Source organism: Pseudoalteromonas sp. MMG005, assembly GCF_018101015.1.
Taxonomy (GTDB): Bacteria; Pseudomonadota; Gammaproteobacteria; order Enterobacterales; family Alteromonadaceae; genus Pseudoalteromonas; species Pseudoalteromonas aurantia.
In genome coordinates this window covers 19,241-39,827 of record NZ_JAGJEK010000029.1, presented here as the reverse complement: position 1 = coordinate 39,827, position 20,587 = coordinate 19,241, and the positions used below count along the sequence as shown (strand labels likewise).

Annotated in this window: 16 protein-coding genes; 7 read left to right on the top strand and 9 right to left on the bottom strand. The window is 40.4% G+C overall.

Features of this window, described 5'->3' with window-relative positions:
- The first annotated feature begins 654 nt into the window (after window positions 1-654).
- Window positions 655-2,517, top strand: a complete 1,863-nt coding sequence (locus tag J8M01_RS20735; RefSeq protein WP_211059191.1) for a S8 family serine peptidase — start codon at window positions 655-657, stop codon at window positions 2,515-2,517.
- Window positions 2,518-2,912: 395 nt separating this feature from the next.
- Window positions 2,913-3,122: a cold-shock protein gene (locus J8M01_RS20730; protein WP_192507628.1), complete on the top strand. Its 210-nt coding sequence runs from the start codon at window positions 2,913-2,915 to the stop codon at window positions 3,120-3,122.
- Window positions 3,123-3,341: 219 nt separating this feature from the next.
- Here the strand turns inward: J8M01_RS20730 and J8M01_RS20725 are convergent, their stop codons facing one another.
- On the bottom strand, window positions 3,342-4,091 hold the full coding sequence (locus J8M01_RS20725) for a response regulator transcription factor (protein WP_211059190.1): 750 nt from the start codon (window positions 4,089-4,091) through the stop codon (window positions 3,342-3,344).
- Window positions 4,092-4,220: 129 nt separating this feature from the next.
- Between J8M01_RS20725 and J8M01_RS20720 the strand changes: the two genes are divergently transcribed.
- Both J8M01_RS20720 and J8M01_RS20715 read left to right on the top strand, forming a co-directional pair.
- Window positions 4,221-8,531, top strand: a complete 4,311-nt coding sequence (locus tag J8M01_RS20720) for a hybrid sensor histidine kinase/response regulator (protein ID WP_211059189.1) — start codon at window positions 4,221-4,223, stop codon at window positions 8,529-8,531.
- Between the two features lie 134 nt (window positions 8,532-8,665).
- Window positions 8,666-10,249, top strand: a complete 1,584-nt coding sequence (locus J8M01_RS20715; RefSeq protein ID WP_211059188.1) for an alpha/beta fold hydrolase — start codon at window positions 8,666-8,668, stop codon at window positions 10,247-10,249.
- A gap of 149 nt (window positions 10,250-10,398) precedes the next feature.
- Here J8M01_RS20715 and J8M01_RS20710 read toward each other — a convergent pair whose 3' ends face one another.
- Together J8M01_RS20710 and J8M01_RS20705 are read right to left on the bottom strand one after the other, a co-directional pair.
- Window positions 10,399-11,040, bottom strand: coding sequence for a CPBP family intramembrane glutamic endopeptidase (locus J8M01_RS20710; RefSeq protein ID WP_210996654.1), 642 nt, complete (start codon window positions 11,038-11,040; stop codon window positions 10,399-10,401).
- A gap of 70 nt (window positions 11,041-11,110) precedes the next feature.
- Window positions 11,111-11,692, bottom strand: coding sequence for an inner membrane-spanning protein YciB (locus tag J8M01_RS20705; RefSeq protein ID WP_211059187.1), 582 nt, complete (start codon window positions 11,690-11,692; stop codon window positions 11,111-11,113).
- A 155-nt stretch (window positions 11,693-11,847) separates the two neighbouring features.
- On the opposite strand from J8M01_RS20705, the gene J8M01_RS20700 reads away from it, so the two are divergent.
- Window positions 11,848-12,126 (top strand): HU family DNA-binding protein, encoded by a 279-nt coding sequence (locus J8M01_RS20700; protein ID WP_210996653.1) that lies wholly within the window; start codon window positions 11,848-11,850, stop codon window positions 12,124-12,126.
- Between the two features lie 9 nt (window positions 12,127-12,135).
- Here the strand turns inward: J8M01_RS20700 and trpA are convergent, their stop codons facing one another.
- The 6 genes from trpA to J8M01_RS20670 are packed head-to-tail and all read right to left on the bottom strand — an operon-like array spanning window position 12,136 to window position 18,664.
- On the bottom strand, window positions 12,136-12,942 hold the full coding sequence (gene trpA, locus J8M01_RS20695; protein WP_211059186.1) for a tryptophan synthase subunit alpha: 807 nt from the start codon (window positions 12,940-12,942) through the stop codon (window positions 12,136-12,138).
- On the bottom strand, window positions 12,942-14,126 hold the full coding sequence (trpB, locus tag J8M01_RS20690) for a tryptophan synthase subunit beta (protein ID WP_210996651.1): 1,185 nt from the start codon (window positions 14,124-14,126) through the stop codon (window positions 12,942-12,944). The genes trpA and trpB overlap by 1 nt, the downstream gene beginning before the upstream one ends.
- Window positions 14,127-14,133: 7 nt before the next feature.
- The gene (trpCF, locus tag J8M01_RS20685) at window positions 14,134-15,501 is read right to left on the bottom strand and encodes a bifunctional indole-3-glycerol-phosphate synthase TrpC/phosphoribosylanthranilate isomerase TrpF (RefSeq protein ID WP_211048333.1); all 1,368 of its coding nucleotides are present in this window, start codon (window positions 15,499-15,501) and stop codon (window positions 14,134-14,136) included.
- On the bottom strand, window positions 15,494-16,498 hold the full coding sequence (gene trpD, locus J8M01_RS20680; RefSeq protein ID WP_211059185.1) for an anthranilate phosphoribosyltransferase: 1,005 nt from the start codon (window positions 16,496-16,498) through the stop codon (window positions 15,494-15,496). Before trpD ends, trpCF begins: the two co-directional genes overlap by 8 nt.
- Before the next feature lie 8 nt (window positions 16,499-16,506).
- Window positions 16,507-17,100, bottom strand: a complete 594-nt coding sequence (locus J8M01_RS20675) for an aminodeoxychorismate/anthranilate synthase component II (protein WP_211059184.1) — start codon at window positions 17,098-17,100, stop codon at window positions 16,507-16,509.
- Window positions 17,087-18,664, bottom strand: a complete 1,578-nt coding sequence (locus J8M01_RS20670; RefSeq protein ID WP_211059183.1) for an anthranilate synthase component 1 — start codon at window positions 18,662-18,664, stop codon at window positions 17,087-17,089. The genes J8M01_RS20675 and J8M01_RS20670 overlap by 14 nt, the downstream gene beginning before the upstream one ends.
- A 447-nt stretch (window positions 18,665-19,111) precedes the next feature.
- Here J8M01_RS20670 and J8M01_RS20665 point away from each other — a divergent pair, with 447 nt between their 5' ends.
- On the top strand, window positions 19,112-19,960 hold the full coding sequence (locus tag J8M01_RS20665; protein ID WP_211059182.1) for a PHP domain-containing protein: 849 nt from the start codon (window positions 19,112-19,114) through the stop codon (window positions 19,958-19,960).
- Window position 19,961: 1 nt separating this feature from the next.
- On the top strand, window positions 19,962-20,582 hold the full coding sequence (locus J8M01_RS20660) for an L-threonylcarbamoyladenylate synthase (protein WP_211048328.1): 621 nt from the start codon (window positions 19,962-19,964) through the stop codon (window positions 20,580-20,582).
- Window positions 20,583-20,587: the final 5 nt, after the last annotated feature.

The window sequence follows — 20,587 nt, the reverse complement described above, 5'->3', positions numbered from 1 at the left end:
CGTCACTTAGAATTGATTCAATTGTTAGATACTAACGATAATTAATCGGAAAAATAACAGAAAGATAAAATAAATTTATAAAAGCAAAATGGAAAGTGAACTGGTTTTTTTGCTTCGTTGTTCAAGAGATACTCGCATCGTTTTAATGACGACTTGCCAGTTGTACTTTTTTTGCGTGTCGAACCCTAATAGAGAGGCACTAAACATGAATTTTTATTCATAATTACTCATAAGTATCCTCCTCCTTGTTATTTTTTAACCATTTTCTCGTTTGATTAGTTATCCATGCACAAAGCGCTTGAAAATAACGTAGATTATTAATGAATAAATTTCAATAATCAATAAGGTGATAGCTGAGGAATGACAGTATAATTGAGGTCAGAGCGTTGGTCGCTATGGATGAAATAGCAATCCTAATACACAACAACACTATTGCGGCGTTCATATTAACGGCTTTTTAGAAAGTAGAGATGACTTTTGCGTTAAAAGTGGTCCGAGTAGGTAAACCTTAGTTGCATATGAGAAGGTGGCATAGAGCCTTCTGATGGCTTGAACATGATTTGTTAATTTAAAAAATTGACAAAAACAGGAAGATTCTAAAGAAAAATAAAATACACAAAGATAAAAACTACATGATTTTTAAAGGGGAAAATAATGAAGAGAAAGATCACGAGCTATCTTATTGCAGGCTTATTGACTGGTATTGGCTATGCCAATGAAATGAATACCCAAAACCTCTACTTAGTACAATATTCTCCAGGTAGTATCGATAATCAACTCATTAAATCATTCAAAATTATAGGCCGCAGTGGCAATAGTAATATCGCACAGGCGGTTTTGAGTGACAGTGAAGTCACTTTGTTGGAAAGTTTCTCAGGAGTTGTGATAGAACGAAACTATGGGCTTTCTTTAAACACCAGTTCTTTAGAGTATTTAGATACCAGTGAAAATGGCATTGACTTGTTGCAGTATAGTGAACTTGAACCCTATTGGTTACGCACAACGGGAATTAATAAATTGCCCAATGTATCAGACAGTGTGCCTGTTTGCGTTATTGACTCAGGCGTGGATGAACAGCACATAGATTTACCGCAAAATATGCGTGGCTATCATAGTCAATATGCGGGCTTTTGGAATTCCGATGCGTTAAGTCATGGTACTCATATGGCGGGTATTATAGCTGCACAGGAAAATGGCTGGGGTGTCAAGGGCGCTTTGAGTGATGGTGCGGTTAACTTACATATCAGCAAGTTAATCAGAACAGCCAATGGAAAGAATTCAACCATTTGGGGCAGTAATTTAATAGAATCAATAGAAGTCTGCGCTAATTCTGGTGCTAAAGTAATCAATATGTCGTTAAGTGGTACGAAATATTCATCGATGACTATGAACGTAATCGACAGGCTTACTTATGATAGAGGGATTATTTTTGTCGGTGCAGCGGGGAATCATGGCACAGCTGAAAAAAAGCAATCTGGAATATATAATGATCCACTACATTACCCTGCTTCATATCATAATGTAATTTCTGTTGGCGCGCTAAACACGAATGGACAAGCTGCGTCATTTTCACCCACTCATAATAAAATTGATTTTGTCATGCCAGGCACGAAAATAGTGTCGACAGCTAATCGCCATTACTCTGTGGTACAAAAAGTTAAAGCAAAATCTATCGCTGGCTACGAGGTTGAAGTACCATTTTCTCAAATAGATACAGGGACTTTAATGCCACAAAGCGTCATACCATTGGTGACTTCTTGTTTATTTACGCTCTCAAAAGAAGATATAACAGAGTTGACGAAGTTTAGGCGTTTACCTAATGATACACACAAAGCGCTATTTGCTACCGAACGTCAATGCCAAGAAGATGCGGGGAAAGTGCTCCTCGTAAAATATCCAAATACAAATAGTGGGTACTTGTACGGGTTAGATTATTTAACTGATTTCCCCACTTTATTAGTGCATAAGTGGCCGTTTGATGAGTCTGCTAATGTAGAGTTACAAATTAAGAGCTATCAAAGCAGTTATTTGGTCGGAGCAGGCACATCTCAGGCAACGGCGATTATGACAGGGGGGATTGCCAAGCTATGGTCTCAGAATCAGCAATGGACGCGAGATCAGATCATCAATGCTTTGAAATATGCAAGTTATGACCTAGGTGCTGCTGGAAAAGACGGTATGTATGGTCATGGCCTACCTGATTTTGCAAAAGCATTAGAGTACTTAAACGCGGGGAGCATCAGCCAGTGCCCGAGTGAGTGGTATTACAATAAAGCGTATGATGGTGGGGAAAATATCACCTATTTAGGTACGATATATCGTGCTAACTATTGGTCAAAAGGGAGCAACCCCACAGCAAGCAGCAATAATTGGCGCGTCACAGGCTTATGTGACGACAGTGTGAGCAATCCTTCTCACGTTAATAATGATGCTGTACACTTAATGAATCTAACAGGATTAGAAGCCGGTGAAGTGGAGTATGAATGTAAAGGGCTTAGTTTAGGCTGTGGGAGCTAGTTCTTTACGGTAACATGATGTAAAGGTCATGGCTTTCTTGTGGGTAGGTGTCAGCTCTGTGCGATGCTTGCCTGCATGAACGCGCTTTGAGCTGGGGGTTTTACGGTTTAATTGCTCAAAAATAGAGTGCTTAAAATAGCGGGAATAAGGGACAACCTTTGTTAGTCACTAAACGTGACCACAACAAATTATAAAATACTTAAAAGTAAGGTTTGACTTTGTCAGAAAACTCTATAATATGTTCCGCAGCTTAAAAGTAATACCTTTTATACACTCCATTTCGAAGCTTTATTAGTATCTCGTCCTGTAGTTTTTAAATATCATTTATTTTTTGTGCTATTACGTCTGACTCTGATGATAGTCAGCAATTTTTCTTCATATACAGGATATACATTATGTCTAATACAGTTACTGGTACAGTAAAATGGTTCAACGAGTCTAAAGGCTTCGGTTTCATCGCTCAAGAAAATGGCGCAGATGTTTTTGCTCATTTCAGCGCAATCAAAAGCGAAGGTTTCAAAACTTTAGCTGAAGGCCAACGTGTAGAGTTCACTCTTTCACAAGGTCAAAAAGGTCCTCAAGCGGACAACATCATCGCACTTTAATTTTAAAGTGAAATGAAGAAAAAGGCAGCTTTAGCTGCCTTTTTTAATGCCTAAAATTTGGTTCATAGGATGTAAAACCGAACTGAAGTTACAGAGTAACTTAGATAGTCAGGTAACATAACCGTGTATTAAAGGAAGACACGAACAATAAGCTCTTTTTAGTTTGATATTTTTTGTTGGTATTCGATGCCGATTAAAGGGGTGATATCATAACCATTACTACGTTAATTTTTGCGAAGAGTAACGATACCCAGCGCCATAAACTGATTGGATAATTGCGTGCTCAATCCCAAGTGTTTTTATTTTCTTACGAATATTCTTAACGTGAGCATCAATACTGCGGTCAGAAATATCTCTTAGATCAGGATAAGCAAGATCTAAAATCTGCATACGAGAATATACTCGCTCTGGTTGAGCGTACAGAAGTTGAAATAACTTGAATTCTAATTTAGTGAGCTCTACAGATTTTTTCTTATAAACGATTCTAAGCGTATGTTCGTCAATAATAAGGGACTGAGGGCCTAAAGTTAAACTTGAATTAATGGCTTGTAATTTCTGGTTATGGGCTTCTAGTGCTTGCTGCTTTGTTGTAATTTTTAAATGTGTTTCAATTCTTGCTTCTACTTCAAAAGTATTAAAGGGCTTACAGATAAAGTCGATCGCGCCAGCTTGTAGACCTTTAACCTTCTCCATAGGATCGGTGATGGCGCTGATGAATATAATAGGAATATGCTGAAATCGATGGTCTTTTTTTAGTTGTTGGCATAAGTCAAATCCACTCACCTGTGGCATCACAACATCTAGTAAAATTAAGTCAGGTAAACATGATGTACTACCAAGGTATTTGATTGCTTGCTGTGCGCTCAGTGCAACGCTGACAATATAATTGGGGGAGAGTATGGTACCTAAGGCATTAATATTTGTTCTTTCGTCATCAATGACCAATATCCTTGCTAAATTCTTTTGCATACGTGTTTTTTCTCTAGGTAAGAATTGTTGTAACATTGCACTTGTGAACTAATTTAACGTAAATGATAATTAGAAACACTTGGTATATTCTCAACCATACCGCTGAAATATGGATACTTTATAGATTTTATGATTTTATTTATCGGTCAATTTACTTGCATGTTTGTATGGGGGCTTGTGAGTGCTTTTTGTTGTTTTTCTGCTTATGCAAGTATGGCGAATAAATCACCCAATACGCATCCACTGTTCGTTAACGCCCCTTTATATTTAGAAACTGTGGTTGATAAAGATCAATATGCCAATGGCTTGTTGTCAGACTTAACGCAAGACAAACATGGCTTTATGTGGATTGCAAGTCAGCGTGGATTGGTGCGATACGATGGGTATAAATTTAAGCAGTTTCGTAAGGATATTGCCAATGAAGCGAGCCTGATTAGTGATATAGCCATTGAGTTATTTATAGATATACATGAGAAAATATGGGTATCGACGATACATGGTTTATCACAACTGGACCCCACGACAGAGCTTTTTACTAATTTTGAGTATGATAACCTTGCCGTACCACTCCCATTTTCCTATGTATCTACGTTTGCTGCTTGGCAACAGCAAGGGTTTTGGCTTGCCACTAATAATGGTTTGGCATTTTTTGATTTTTCAGTGGGTGCTTTCACGAATAACCACAAAGACATACAACTACCTGAGTCTTTAAAGCATGGAGTGATCCGACATATCATTACCTTAAATAACGGTGATCTTATTGTTGCGGGCAGTAAAGATGTTTGGCGCTTATCTAGTAATAACTATAGATTTCATAAGCTTTTAGATCGTAAAGTGAACCATATTTATGAAGCTGATAATGGTGATCTTTGGCTTGCGACCGACGATGCCACATTGCTCAAGATCCGCGATAATCAGCATATTGAGTCCAGTCGCCTACCTCAAGGCATAATCACATCGATAGTCCAGCCCAACAATAATGAACTGTGGGTAGCTTATAACTTTAACGGCATTGTGACGATAGACTTAACCACTTTAAAGGTCACACGACATTTACAACAAGATGAAAATGCGGTTGGTGGCTTACTCAGTAATACCATTCAAAAGTTGTTCATTGATCAAGATAAACAGCTGTGGATTGTGACTAATGGCAAAGGGTTACAAAAATTCTCAACAAAAAATCAATCATTTGCAACGCTGAGGCAAGTAGAGAATGACTCAACGAGCTTATCAAACCCAGAAATATATAGCGTCGCGGAGATGTCAAATGGCGAACTTTGGCTTGGGCATAGTGCAGGGATTGATATTATTAACCATTTGGGCAAGCGCATACACACATTAGTGCCCCAGAAGAGTCAGGAGACAAACTCAGTTCAATCTTTGTCTGTTTCTGCAATAGCGCAAGGACTAAATGGTGATGTTTGGGTTGGGTCAAGTGTAGACGGGCTATACCGTATTGATCTGGCGAGTAGAAAGACGCTAGGTTGGTACTCAACAGAGCTAGGGTTGAGAAATAAAAAAATTCGTCATGTGGTGCCTGTTGAAGGAGGTGGCGTGTGGGTTGGCTCGTTTGAAGGGATCCAATACTTAACGCCTAAGCGCGGCGCATTTTTAGATCCGACAATTATAAACGGGGCGCTGTCTGATACATTTGTTCGCGTGACTGACCACCAAGTTCTTGAAAGTAAAGATATCATATTTACACTTAACAATGGTTTTTTATGGGTTGAGCATAATAGTGGAAATAGACAAGCATATCGGTTTGTACGCCAATCTGAGCACACTATTGACATGCCTTCAAATTTAATTACCGCGGTTACCCAATCAGACGCAGGTCAGATATGGTTCTCTGGCTTAGAGGGGGTAAGTTTAGTCTCGAAACAGAACAATCAGAGTATTGATTTTACATGGTTTGCTTCGTCAGGCGAGCATTCGGAGAAAAAAGCATTTACTAATCTATTAACGGATAATCAAGAGCGTTTATGGGAGTCAAATCTCATGTTTTCGCCTGATGACAATGTCGTGTTTGAATTAGAATCATCTGATGGGGTAGATATTGGTAACGATTGGATCGGAACATCTTTCAAAATGCGCGATGAAACGCTGCTTTTTGGAGGAACGACTGGTTTGCTCATGGTTTGGCCCGAGTTTTTCCATGTAGACTCAGGCGCATCAAAGTTGCGGGTCACAGATATTGAAATTGAAGGGGAAAAACGCTTGGTTAGTGGTACAGATATACGTTTAACTGAGAGTGAGCGACGGCTTTCCATTGAGGTTGCACTGTTAGATTACAATCAACCGGTAGAAACTAAATACCGATATCGGATGTTTAGTGAGAGTGATAAATGGCGCGACTTAAAATCCGGAAATAGGCTTATCAGTTTTACTAATTTACCTATTGGCAAACACACGCTAGAAGTTCAAGCTGCCAATAGATTAAATCAGTGGGGGGGGCATAATATAAAGTTACATATCGAAGTTACCCCAAAATATTATGAAAAAACGTGGTTTTTAATTACCGGCTTTATTTTGACCTGTTTGCTTATTTATCTTGCTTATCGATGGAAACTAAATCAAGTATTAGCGCAAAGCCAAAGTTTATTTACACGCAAGCTTGAAGTGCAGCGACTTCAAAATATTGAACAACAATTAGAAGAAAGAATTAGATCTGAGTCCATCCTTGCAGAATCTAACTTAGCCCTTGAAGAGCAAAAGAAAAAGGCGGAGCGTGCTACGCTTGCCAAAAGTCGGTTTTTGGCGAATATGAGTCATGAGATCCGTACACCCATGAATGCGGTGATTGGTATGGCGTATTTAATGTCCAGAACGGTATTAACGCAACACCAGCAAAGTTATTTGAAGAGTATACAGTCATCAGCAGATGGGCTATTAAGTGTTATTAATGATGTATTAACTTTGTCAAAAATAGAGGCTGACGCAATGGAGCTGCATGTTTCTGTTTTTTCGATAAGGCGGTTGTTACATGAAAGTATCAGTGTTTTACACTATATGGCCTCTTCTAAAGGTTTATTTCTAAGAGCAATACTCAGCGATGATTTCCCTGAATATATTTGTGCAGACAAAGGAAAGCTAAAGCAGATTTTGGTCAACTTGATTGCCAATGCCGTTAAATTCACCCATGCAGGTGGTGTGGAGGTGATTGGCAATTGCGTTGCGCTCCCTAATGGTGAATGCCAGATCAGCATCGTAGTTAAAGACACCGGACAGGGGATTGACGATAAAAATATTTCAGAGATCTGTAATGCTTTTGTACAGGTGGATGATAGTCGAACGAGAGTAACGGAAGGTACAGGGTTAGGTTTACGAATAACCAGCCAATTACTCCGTTTGATGGGCAGCAGCATAGAAATAAAAAGTGCGTTGGGCAAAGGAAGTGAATTCAGTTTTAATGTTGTTGTAAAAGAGAGTACGGAACGCGAAGAAAACAGTCTCCCTCAACCTGAGAGTCACGAAGAAAATCAAAAAGTCACAAATGCACAGGTATTGATTGTCGATGATCATAAAACTAACCGTATGTTATTGAAAGCACTTTTAGATGAGGCAGGGCTAATTGTGGTGGAGTCTGACAATGGGGTAGACGCAATCAATCTGTGTAGAATACATCAATTTCACGTGATTTTAATGGATGTGCACATGCCAAATCTAGATGGGTATCAAGTCACGGCGAAAATAAGAGCGCTGCCAAGCTATCATGATACGCCAATAATAGCGGTCACTGCCAGTGCATTTGATGCGGATAGGGAGAAAGCATTTGTTGCTGGGATGACTGCTCATGTATCAAAGCCTGTTGATCCAATCGCGTTGTATCATTTACTGACGAGGTGGTGTGATATTGATGTAACCCAGTTAACAGTAGGGCTGGGCGCCGCCAGTAATGGCGTAGGGGCTACGGGTGAAATTACACAAAATACCGCTATGCTCACAGCATTTGCCGAAGATTTCCAAGGCATTGTTGATGAATTAGAGAGTATCATCCAGCGTGGTGATATAACGCGTTGGCATGATACTTTACACAGCCTTGCAGGGTGTAGTGCTGCAATTGGTGCGAATGAGTTGTATGAAAGTGTAATACTGTCTGACAGTGACATCGAATTTTTGACCTTAACAGCGGTTCCTAAGGCACTTGAAGCTGGCATTGAACGGACATTATCGCAGGTGAAAGATAGGCTGGATAAGTCACTAGTAAATGATAATACGAGTGGTTTTAATCGCCTAAATTCAACATCAGCTATAATAAGCAGTTTAACTAAAAGAATAGAAAATCAGGAGTTTGATCTCACAGAGGATATTAACCGATTAGAGCGGAACTTAAAGGAGGATAAAGTTGAGCTAATTCAAGAGCTAAGACTTTCTTTGGAGAACTTCGACTTTGACAGTTCACTTGATATATGTAAAAAAATTCAAATTTTTTATGATTAGAATAGCGAATGTAGAGATGTTTTTATTACTTAGCTGAACCTTGATATTATATAATTTTTTATTATGAATATATTTCATTTTTGCATTTTGTTTTTTTGTCGTACGTTGTGTTTTTACCTATTTAAGGAATTAATATGACATTTAAAGGAAATGTATTTTTGTCACTGATATTAGTGGCATTAATGAGCCTTTCATCTACATCATTTGCTAGCACTCACTTTAATAAACAAATATCAGAATATAATCAATACCAAGAGTTTAATTGGGGGCAGTGTCCAGCCCAGTTTAATACAACAGATAAACAAAATAAGTGCTCTTTTGCTGAAGTACCATTAGATTGGGCTGACCCTATAGGCAAAAAAATTGAAGTACTCGTTGCAAAATACCCGGCAAGAGGTGGAGTGAGTAAAGGCCAGCTATGGATGATAAGTGGAGGGCCTGGTGCCTCTGCTTCTATTGCTTTCCCACATGTAATTGAATATGACATGGCTGACATCGTTGAAGATCATGACGTTTATATAATAGAACATCGAGGAATAGGTTGGTCAACAGAGTTACAGTGTGACTGGCGTGATTATTTTAATCCTCAAGCATGTTTTGACGCCCAGCATGAAATCTGGGGTGATGGTCTATTTGAATTTAATACGACCAATGCTGCACGAGATTTAGAATATGTGATATCAAAGAGTCGGGCATTGAACTGGTTACCGAGTTATATTTACGGGGTATCTTACGGTACTATGCTTGTGCAGCGTTTTACACAAATAGCCCCCAATGGTGCACAAGGGATAATTTTAGATTCAGTGTTACCGACTACGAATTTTGGCGCTGACATGTATGAGGAAAATGCGGACAAGGTTTTTACACAACTCGCCGACTATTGTGACCTTGATGAATATTGCCGTAGCAAGTTTGTTTCACCAGTTAACCAGACAATTCGAACCACACTTACAGACCATTTTGCTGGTCAACATTGCTCAGACGTGTCGATTGACCGTGAAAAGTTGCAGTTGTGGTCTATGGAGCAAATATCACGAAATGATAAACGGGCACTTTTACCATTTTATAGTCGTTTAGCTCGTTGTAACGCAGATGATATCGTTGCGCTAAAGAAGGCTGTAACATTTTATAAATTGGGTGGAAGTACTTTTATTTTACGTCAAGAAAATAATGTGCCTGATGAGTTTAAGGCAACTTTTTCTGGCCCTTTATATGACCTTATATCAATGAATGAGATAAACTTAGTAAAAAGAAGTGTAGACCAACGACGCTTATTTTGTACGAATGCTGTTGTATGTTTCACCTTAGCAGATCATGCATTATCGGCCAAATACCAAAGTACATGGTCAGAGCGATATATAGGAGAATATATTTATAAACGCATGAGGCACTATATGCCACTTATAGCCTTCAATGGCACATTAGATCACGCCACACCTATATTTCACGCAAAGGCGATTGAGTCATCTTTCACCAATATAAATCAACGGTTTATAGAAGTGCCTTATGCGCCACATGGCGTGGTGTTTAATACGGGGGTTAAAACGGCGGGCGAAGGTATTTGTGGTGTTGATATTATGGAGAGTTTTATGGAGAACCCTTGGACAAAACCGAATACGGATTGTTTAAATGATCTGACGGATCATACATTTAAGCTAGCTATAGAGCATAGCCAAGAAGTGTATGGGGAAGATGATGCATTTGGTTCATTTAAGTAAGTTACTGTAAGCGTTACACAACGCAGATACATTTATAACATGCGCCAGCAATGCATTGTATTATTTCCTCGATAACCAGAATCGTGATTTTAATAGGGTCTATGGCTGGCGTATGCTAAGCATCTTGGTAATACACATTTTTAGTACCACTAAAAAGATACCCCAGAGTCTAAATAATGCCCAATACCGAGTGTAAATATCCATAATCCCCATAAACTATGTTCAAGGACACATACTAGGAGTGAGCGACTGTGCGCGTATGTATAGGAAAATAGTAAACCCCCACCAAATGAGAGCGCAATTGCAACCCAGTTATCATATACACAATGGGCTAACGCGAATACGCTGGCGCTGAGGATAATGCGCGTGGTTTTATTTGGTAATATTCGTTTGTAACGGTGAAAAAAGTAGCTGCGAAAAATAAGTTCTTGTGGCAATACTGACAGCAAAGGGTAAGCAATTAGGAGTATGAGCCACTGTGTGGTTGAATTGAGCGGGAAACTAAACCAATTACCTTGGTTTAATAATCCATACAACATGGCTGAAAATAATGCACCGGCAAAAAAGCTGGTGAATATGCGTTTTTTCACAGTAGAGAATTGCCCTAAACTGGTTAAGCGAAAACGTTTAAAATGTGGATCGGTGAGCAGTAAGAATGTACACACCGTCATAAGAATAATCAGAGCAGGGAACAACCAGTTTGAGAGATGATAGCGAAAAAAGTAAGCTAAAATGGGTAAACAAAAGAAAACGAGGAAGAGTTCACACCAACGATATTGACTTGCATTCAAAGACGCTTCTCACTTAGTTGTATAGTTTAAAAAAACTATAGCAGTAAAAAGCGCCTGCAATTATGACAATTTAACTTTGGTCTTCTGGTAAGTATTTGTATATTTTTGCCATGGTAATCAGTATGGCGACGAACGTGATCCCCATTAAACCAAATACTTTGAAGTTGACCCAAAAGTCAAGCGAAAAATTGTACGCTATATATATATTAAGGCCTGCAATAAAAGCCAAAATAGCGACCCACATTAGGTTCAGTTGTTCACATATGTGCTTAGGTAACTCAATATTGAGCGGTGCATCGGTATCGCCTTTTTCATTGGCTGATTTCAGTACGCCAATAAGCGCCTTTTCTACGAGATTCTTTTTAAAAATATATCTAGAGATGATTAAACTGACTGCCAGTACTGCGTATATGACCGTTGCCTTCCACTTTATGAATTGCTCATCTTGAAATAAAATAGTGAGGCCACCAAGAACCAAAGCGATGGCAAAGAATATCCAATGCCGAGTTGCTATTTTTCCATGCACAAAATGATGGTAACCAAGTTGAATTGATGAAGTGACAATTAAAACACCCGTCGCCCAATAAATATCGACAAATTTATAGACCGCAAAAAACAAAATTAACGGAAGATACTCTAGCAATGCTACCATTTATGTTTACCTTTTTGAATTCTCTACCATGGTTTTACCAAGAACTGGGCATAAGTTCAAGATTGACATTTATTACTTAAATCCTTAGCCTCAGCAACCCTTCAGTTAATGTGCTCTATACTGGCGCTTATGATTAAAGAAAAAGAGAATATATAATGAACAAAACGGAACTGATTGCAGCAATGGCACAACACAGCGACTTAACAAAAAAGTCGTCACAAGTGGTGTTAAATTGTATTTTATCCAGCATTACTAAACGCCTTTCCGAAGGGGATCAGGTTCCATTATCTGGTTTTGGTACATTTGCACTGAGTTATCACCCCGCAAAGAGTGGTCGAAATCCACAAACGGGGGAAGAGATTATGATCGAAGGAGCGAATAAAGTGCAATTTAAGCCAGCCAAGGCATTAAAGTCTGCCTTAGCTGAATATTGATAGAAATGGTTATTTTTGGGTCGCAGCTTTCATTTTGCTAACAAAGGCTTTTAGCTCACTTAGCATCGTTGTTGGATCATCTAAATTGTGTTCGATAATTTTTACAACCGCTGAACCAGATATTGCTCCGGCAGCCCCAGAGTCTAAAGCGGCCTTAACATGTTCAGGGCTGGAAACACCAAACCCCAGTAGTGCTGGGGCAGCGTGGAACTCTTTGAGTTGCGTGACGATTGAATCAGCGGGCATTTGTACCGTTGATTCTGTACCAGTAACACCAGCTCGTGATAGTAGATATGTGTAGCCTCTTCCATAGCTTGCACATGCGCGTAATGTGTCATCGTTTGCATTCGGTGTCGCAATAAATATGGGGTCAATCTGCGCTTGCTGGGCTGCTTGGCGGAACATTTTTGATTCGTGAAGCGGTACATCAGCAACGAGAATAGAGTCTACACCCGCAGCGTGTGCTTGCTGGTAAAAGGCACTAATACCACGCGCAAAAATCAAATTAGAATACAAAAGTAAGCCAATAGGGATAGTTTGGTTATATTCCCTCACTTGTTTAATAATGTCGAAGCACGCTTCGGTGTTAACGTTTGCTGCAAGGGCACGAATATTAGCAGATTGTATTACAGGCCCGTCTGCGATTGGATCTGAAAATGGGATCCCGAGTTCTAAAGCATCTGCGCCTGCGTCAATTAAGCTTTTAATAATATCTAAGCTTAGTGCCTTGTTTGGATCACCTATGGTGACGAATGGCACAAACGCCCCTTGGTTCTGTGTCGCCAATTGGTCGAATGTTTTAGCATAGCGGCTCATTATAGTGCTCCTCGTTCATTCAGTACTTGGTGTACGTGGGCTAAGTCTTTGTCACCACGACCACTGAGGTTTACCACGATAACCGTTTCATCAGTTTGGTTTTCTGCATACTTCAATCCGTAAGCCAGTGCATGGCTAGATTCTAACGCAGGGATGATCCCTTCATATTTGGCAAGTGCTTGAAACGCGTCAAGTGCTTCAGTATCTGAAATTCCAACATATTGCGCTCGGCCGGTTTCATGTAAGAAAGCGTGTTGTGGGCCTACAGCCGGATAATCAAGTCCTGCAGAAACGGAATATGACTCTTCAATTTGACCATCGCTGTTTTGCATAATATAGGTATAAGCGCCGTGCAGTATACCTTTAGTCCCTTTACATAATGCAGCGCCATGCTCATCAGTTTCGAGCCCTTTTCCGGCTGGTTCAACCCCAATCAACTTAACACTTGGTTCATCAATAAAGTCACTAAACATACCTATCGCATTAGAGCCGCCGCCAACACAGGCGATGACAGCATCAGGCAAACGACCTTCATTTTCGAGTACTTGTTGTTTGGCCTCTTCACCGATCATTTTTTGAAACTCACGGACGAGGGTTGGGAATGGGTGAGGGCCGGCAGCTGTACCTAACAGGTAGTGTGCCGTTTGATAATTTGCAGACCAGTCACGCATCGCTTCATTTACTGCGTCTTTTAAGGTACCTGACCCAGCTGTAACAGGGATCACTTCAGCACCCATCAATTTCATTCTAAAGACGTTAGGTTGTTGCCTTTCAATATCTTTTGCGCCCATGTATACACGACACTTTAAATCAAGCAATGCGCATGCAAGCGCTGTAGCAACGCCGTGCTGTCCTGCACCTGTTTCAGCAATGACTTCTTTTTTCCCCATACGCTTGGTTAATAACGCTTGACCAAGCACTTGGTTCGTTTTATGCGCTCCACCATGTAATAGATCTTCGCGTTTTAAATATAATTTTACTTTTGGGTTTTTCACTAGGTTTCGCGTTAGGGTTAACGGTGTCGGGCGTCCTGCATATTCATTAAGAAGTTGCTGAAACTCTTGTAAAAAACCGGCATCTTGTTGTGCGTTATTAAACTCTTGCTCTAGCTGTTTAAGTGCTGGAACAAGTAACTCTGGGACATACATGCCACCAAAGTCACCAAAATAGGCTGCATTATTCATTTCCACCTCAGTAATTTCTAATGTTAGTAAAAGCGTCTTTCAGTTTGAACTGACACTTTTTGCCAGGGCTTGATTCCACCCCTGAATTTAAGTCTAAGCCTTGTGCTCCATAGTGTGCCGCGGTTTCAACATTCTCAGGTGTTAACCCACCGGCCAGCATAAAATTGCGCACTGGGTGGCTAGTTAATAACTGCCAATCAAATGTCACCCCAGTCCCGCCAAAACCGTTGGCTGTTTTCGTGTCATATAGGTGCTTATCAACCCCGTCAAGAGGAGAGGGTAAGTTGCTTTCTATACCTTGCGCTTTCCAAATTTGACAAGTGATAGGTAAGTTATCACGTAAAGAACGAATATATTGCTCGTCTTCCGAACCATGTAGCTGTACAGCACTGAGCTTTAAGGTTAAAGCGTGATCGGCAACGGTGTTTATATCAGCATCAACAAACACTCCGACATATCGAAGTGGGGCACTGTCAACTAATGCTTTAGCGCAGTCTAAGTCAACAAAACGGGGAGACTTAGAATAGAAAATGAGCCCTCCATACACGGCGCCGGCTTCATAGGCTGACACGACATCTTGGGTGCGTGTTAAGCCACAGACCTTGTTTTCACCTAAGATCAATTTGCGGCAGGCCTCGTCGAGGTTTTGTTCACTCATCAGTGAACTACCTACTAAAAAGCCATCACATAATGGTGCGAGTCTTTTCACGTCTTGGTGGGTATAAATTCCTGATTCTGAAATAACAACTTTATCATCAGGGATCAATGCTCTTAATCGTTCAGTCGTCGCTAAATCGGTACTTAAATCTCGTAAATCACGGTTGTTAATACCAATAATATTGGCTTGTAACTCGAGTGCTCTGATGACTTCGTCTTCGTTACTGACCTCTGTTAGTATCGCCATGTTTAAACTGTGAGCCACTTTAGCCAGTGTCTTATACTGTGCGTCGTCTAATACAGATAACATTAATAAGATGGCATCTCCACCATGTAGCCGTGCTAGGTAAACTTGGTACTCATCAATGAAGAAGTCCTTGCAAATAAGTGGTTGGTTTACTTTTTCGCGCACGTAGGCAAGGTAATCGTAGCTGCCTTGAAAGTACTTTTCATCGGTTAACACGCTGATACAACTCGCGTGATTTTTATAGACAGATGTAATTTCGTCTAAATCAAATGTTTCACGTATCAACCCTTTAGATGGTGATGCCTTCTTACACTCTAGAATAAATTGCGTCCCTTTCTTGGCGAGTGCAGCATAGAAATCTCTTTTCGTGGGCTGCACTTTTTCAATAAAATCAGCTAGTGCACACTCCGCTTTGCGCGTGATTAATTCATTGCGTTTGTCAGCGACAATTTTTTCTAATACGTTAGCCATTGCTTACCTCTACAATTTCAGCAAGTTTTGAAGCAGCTGATCCAGATGTGAGTACGTCAAGGACTTGTTGAGTCGCATCTTTAAAGTTATCTGCTTTGTTATTCATGACTAATAGCGCTGCAACATTCACAGCAATTGCGGCGTTATGAGCTGTTGGTGCCTGACCGTTTAAAATTGCGAGACTGGCTTTAGCATTATATTCAGGTGAGTCCCCAGCAATATCTGTAAGTGGGAAATGTGCTACCCCAAAGTCTTCTGGAGATAATGTGTATTGTGTAATGTGGCCATTATTCAGTTCTGTAACATCTGTTGTGCCATGCAGGGCAATTTCATCAGTACCACTGCCATGTATTATCATCGCTCGTTGGGTTCCTAAAGTCTTTAATGTTTCAGCCATAGGCTTACACAAAGCAGGGTCATAAACACCCAGTAATTGCGTTTGTGGCGCACCAGGGTTAGCCAGCGGGCCAAGAATATTAAAAATAGTGCGGGTTTTCAATGCGCCTCGTACTGGCATTGCGTGCTTCACCCCTTGATGATATTGAGGCGCGAATAAAAATGTAAAACCGGTACTGTGTAAGCATTTACTGGCTTGTGCCGGCGTCATTTCTAAATTAATACCTAAGGTTTTAAGCAAGTCAGCTGACCCTGATTTACTAGACACACTGCGGTTGCCATGCTTGATCATATTTATGCCACATGCGGCAGCAACAATGGCTGCGGTTGTGCTGACATTAATGGTATTAGACCCATCACCTCCAGTACCGCAGCTATCAGAGCAATGTAAACCTTGGTTATCAAATGCGAGTGCGTTACTGCGCATAGATTGTGCTGCACCTGCAATTTCATCTACTGTTTCACCTTTGAATTTTAAAGACACGAGTGCGGCAGTCAATTCGATGTCAGAGATATTGCCTAACATGATTTGATCAAACAGTGCACGAGCTTCTGAAAAGTTCAGAGAGTGTTGGTCGAGTAATTTTTTTAAACTATCCATGTTGGCTCCTAACGAGTGAGATAGTCGATGGTTTGCTTAAGCAATTTGGCACCATCAGGGGTTAAAATAGATTCAGGGTGAAATTGATATCCGATCACTCTATCTTCTACATGATAAATAGCCATTGGAATATTTTCATACTGGGCAATAACTGTGAGTGTGTCAGGAACTGATGTTGCCATAAGTGAGTGATAACGCGCTACAGGGAATTGTGCGCCCAAACCCGCAAATACAGGGTGATCTTCTACCTGAATAATAGAAGACTTACCATGTACCGTTTCACCGGCGTGACCAATGGTGCCACCGTAGCTTTGCGTTAATGCTTGTTGGCCCAAACAAATGCCAAGCATTGGGAACTTACCTTTACACAATGCTATTAATTCCAATAAACAACCAGCGTGGGCTGGGTTACCAGGACCAGGAGATAGCACCAACATTACCGGCTGCGTTTCTTTATTCATTTCAGAGAATATTCTTTGTGCGCTGATATTATTTCGGTAAATGACCAGCTCGTTGCCTAACAAGGTCAGTTCATCGACCAAGTTGTAACTGAACGAGTCGAAGTTGTCGAGGAAATAGACTTTAATATTACGCATGTGCATCTCCTTGATATGTTGATTGCACAGCTTTGATCACTGCTTGAGCTTTTGCGCGTGTTTCATCCGCTTCAGCTTGCGGAACAGAATCATAAACAACTCCTGCACCCGCTTGTACGTATGCGATATTATCTTTAACAAATGCTGATCGTATCACTATACAACTATCCATAGTGCCATCTCCAGTTAGGTAACCTACCGCTCCACCATAGCTTCCTCTTCTATGCTGTTCTGTTTGACGTACGAGTTCTGCTGCTTTTACTTTAGGTGCACCAACCAAAGTCCCCATGTTCATACATGCTTGATAGGCGTGTAATGCATCAAGGTCAGGCTTTAGCTGTCCAACGACACGAGAAACTAAGTGCATCACTTGAGAATAACGATCAACTTTTAACAGTTCTTTGGCATGACGAGTCCCCGCGACACTAATTCGAGCGACATCGTTTCGTGCCAAATCAACGAGCATTAGGTGTTCCGCGCGTTCTTTTTTATCATCTCGCAATTCGAGTTCTATGCGACTATCTAAGTCTGGGTTAATCGTACCATCGGCAAATTTACCGCGTTGCCTTGTGCCTGCAATTGGGTATACCTCAACTTGGTTACTATCTACACTGTACTTTAATGCTGACTCAGGTGAAGCACCGAATAGAATAAAGTTTTGGTCACGCATATAAAACATATATGGGCTGGGATTTTGAATTTTAAGCTGTTGATATGCAGATAGTGGTTGTTCGCACGGCAATGAGAAAGTACGTGAAGGTACAACTTGAAAAATATCGCCGTCAATAATGTTCTGTTTGAGCTTACTAACTTGGTCACAAAAAGTTTTGTCGTCAATGTTTACTGCAACTTTAGACTCACCTGAAATTAATGAAGGAGTATAGGGTATTGCTGCATCACACTGTGCATTTAATGTTTCTAATTGTTTTCCGATCTCAAAGCAGTTTGCATGTACGTCAGGGCCATTAAATACATTGCCAATCAGTTCGGTAGTTTTTTCTTGGTGATCAATAACAACCAATGTTTCGGCTAGGTAAAAAACGTAATCAGGGCAGGTGTTTTTATCGTTATCTACATCGGATAACTGTTCAAAATTAGCCACCATATCATAAGCAAAAACGCCTCCTAGAAACACAGAAAACGGCGTATCTGAGTTACTTTTTATTTCATTGATACAGGTTCTTAACGCACTAAATGCATTATCAGCTTTTAATTTACTATATTCGTCAAGCTGAGCATCATTGCAGCGATACTCTAAGGTAAGTAATGGACCCTCCAATTGGGCGTTACAGTTCTGAACATTAGCAGCCAAATGTGCCAATAATTGCTTACCATTATTTGATAACGCAGTGACTTGAACTTGCTTACTCTGGCATTCAATCCGTAATGCCGCATCAACGAGGATCAGGCTTTTTACATTGTCTTTTGAATCAATTTCAGCTGACTCTAAAAGTAGCGAGTTACTTTTATCTAGTGTTGCATATAACGACAGTGGGCTACTTATATAGTCGCGCCGTTGTCGTATACTGGTCACCTCACCAGGTGTTGTTGTTATATGACTAAAAATCAAACCTCATTCCCCTAAAACAAAAAACCCCGCTAGTAATTTACTGAGCGGGGCGATTAAATACTTATAACAATGCCGTCCCGCTATATTAAGCTCCACCACCAAGAATGTGTCATTGCATTGTTATTTAACATATATAATTCCAACTTTTAACAATTATTTAGATATAAAAAAACCCGCGTAAGATGCGGGTTTAAACTTTCGTTAGATACAACGAAACACCCGACTTTACGAGCGCCACCACCAATTTTTTGTTGTTGTTAAGTTAAGCATGTGGTTAATCATCATTATGTATCTTTAATGCACACAGTAAACCCTACTAGGTATAATACTGTCAAGGGCAAAACAGCGATAGTGACAGAAAAATATAAAAAATATACAAAGTTCGTAGCACTAAGCGGTGTTATACTTAGCTTCTAATAAAAAGCTACCAGATATAAAAGAGTTAGTTTGATTAAATATGATTTACACAGCCATACCACTTTTTCTGATGGACGTTTAACGGTTCCACAACTTTTAGAGCGCGCAACGGAAAAAGGCGTAGATGTATTGGCAATTACCGACCATGATACAACTGCAGCAATATTGCCAGCTCAGGCCTATATTGAGCAACATGCACTGCCATTAAAGCTCATCCCAGGTGTTGAAATTTCTACGCGGTGGGAAAGTTTTGAAATTCATATAGTGGGGCTTGCAGTTGATACAAGCTCAACGGACTTGATGGAGTTACTGAACGAGCAACAATCTAAACGAGAAGAACGGGCGAAAGAGATTGGTTTTAGACTGGCGAAAAGAGGCTACGAAGGGGTTTATGAGCAAGCAAAACTCCTCGCTGGTGATGCTGAGATAACGCGCGCTCATTTTGCGGCAGCATTGGTTGAAAGAGGTGTTGCAAATAACATTCAAGGTGTGTTTAAGAAGTTTTTAGCGCGCAATAAAACTGGGTATGTCCCAAGTACGTGGTGTGATATGGCAACAGCAATTAAGGCGATTAGAGCTGCTGGTGGCATAAGTGTTGTAGCCCATCCTGCTCGTTATCAAATGTCTAATAAATGGTTACGCAAATTGTTGCAGGAATTTTCAGACGCAGGTGGTCAGGCTATGGAAGTGGCTCAACCACAACAAGCGCCAAGCGAGCGGCAGTTTTTGGGACTATTGAGTCGTGAATATGGGTTGCTTGCAAGCCAAGGTTCAGACTTTCATTATCCAATGCCTTGGCTAGAATTAGGGAAAAACCTATACTTACCAAAAGATTGCCAAGGTGTTTGGCAGTTTTGGGAAGAAAACGAGGAATGTTAGTATGAGCCAATTTTTTCATATTCATCCAGATAACCCCCAAGCTCGCCTAATAAAACAGGCCGTGGAGGTTATTCAGCAAGGTGGGGTTGTTGTATATCCGACTGATTCAGGGTACGCCATAGGCTGTAGTATTGGTAACAAGCAAGCAAAGGAGCGCATTGAGCGCCTTCGTGGCATTGAAAAACACCATAACTTTACTTTAATGTGCCGAGATTTATCTGAGCTTGCGACTTATGCGCGAGTGGATAATCAGATGTTCAGACTTATCAAAAATAATACGCCAGGCCCTTATACTTTTATTTTTAAAGGTACGAAAGAAGTTCCTAAACGTTTGTTAAATGATAAGAAAAAGACGATAGGTATTAGGGTTACCGATCATCCAATTACTGCTGCTTTGTTAGAAGAGCTGGCTGAACCAATGATGTCATGTTCATTAATTTTACCCGACGAGCAGTTCACGGAGTCAGATCCAGATGAAATTCGATTGCGAATTGAAAAGCAAGTTGACTTGATCATTCATGGTGGCTACCTGATCGAACAAGCGACCACGGTGATTGATTTATCGGAAGATGAAATCGATATTTTACGTGTAGGGTGTGGTGATACCGCACCCTTTTCTTGATACTC

Excerpts from the sequence above, each read along its gene's own strand:
- trpA (WP_211059186.1), bottom strand. The coding sequence starts at position 12,942 with ATGAGCCGCTATGCTAAAACATTCGACCAATTGGCGACACAGAACCAA.
- J8M01_RS20735 (WP_211059191.1), top strand. The coding sequence starts at position 655 with ATGAAGAGAAAGATCACGAGCTATCTTATTGCAGGCTTATTGACTGGT.
- J8M01_RS20725 (WP_211059190.1), bottom strand. The coding sequence starts at position 4,091 with ATGCAAAAGAATTTAGCAAGGATATTGGTCATTGATGACGAAAGAACA.
- J8M01_RS20730 (WP_192507628.1), top strand. The coding sequence starts at position 2,913 with ATGTCTAATACAGTTACTGGTACAGTAAAATGGTTCAACGAGTCTAAA.
- trpB (WP_210996651.1), bottom strand. The coding sequence starts at position 14,126 with ATGAATAATGCAGCCTATTTTGGTGACTTTGGTGGCATGTATGTCCCA.
- J8M01_RS20675 (WP_211059184.1), bottom strand. The coding sequence starts at position 17,100 with ATGCACATGCGTAATATTAAAGTCTATTTCCTCGACAACTTCGACTCG.
- trpCF (WP_211048333.1), bottom strand. The coding sequence starts at position 15,501 with ATGGCTAACGTATTAGAAAAAATTGTCGCTGACAAACGCAATGAATTA.
- J8M01_RS20700 (WP_210996653.1), top strand. The coding sequence starts at position 11,848 with ATGAACAAAACGGAACTGATTGCAGCAATGGCACAACACAGCGACTTA.
- J8M01_RS20715 (WP_211059188.1), top strand. The coding sequence starts at position 8,666 with ATGACATTTAAAGGAAATGTATTTTTGTCACTGATATTAGTGGCATTA.
- J8M01_RS20705 (WP_211059187.1), bottom strand. The coding sequence starts at position 11,692 with ATGGTAGCATTGCTAGAGTATCTTCCGTTAATTTTGTTTTTTGCGGTC.
- trpD (WP_211059185.1), bottom strand. The coding sequence starts at position 16,498 with ATGGATAGTTTAAAAAAATTACTCGACCAACACTCTCTGAACTTTTCA.
- J8M01_RS20720 (WP_211059189.1), top strand. The coding sequence starts at position 4,221 with ATGATTTTATTTATCGGTCAATTTACTTGCATGTTTGTATGGGGGCTT.
- J8M01_RS20660 (WP_211048328.1), top strand. The coding sequence starts at position 19,962 with ATGAGCCAATTTTTTCATATTCATCCAGATAACCCCCAAGCTCGCCTA.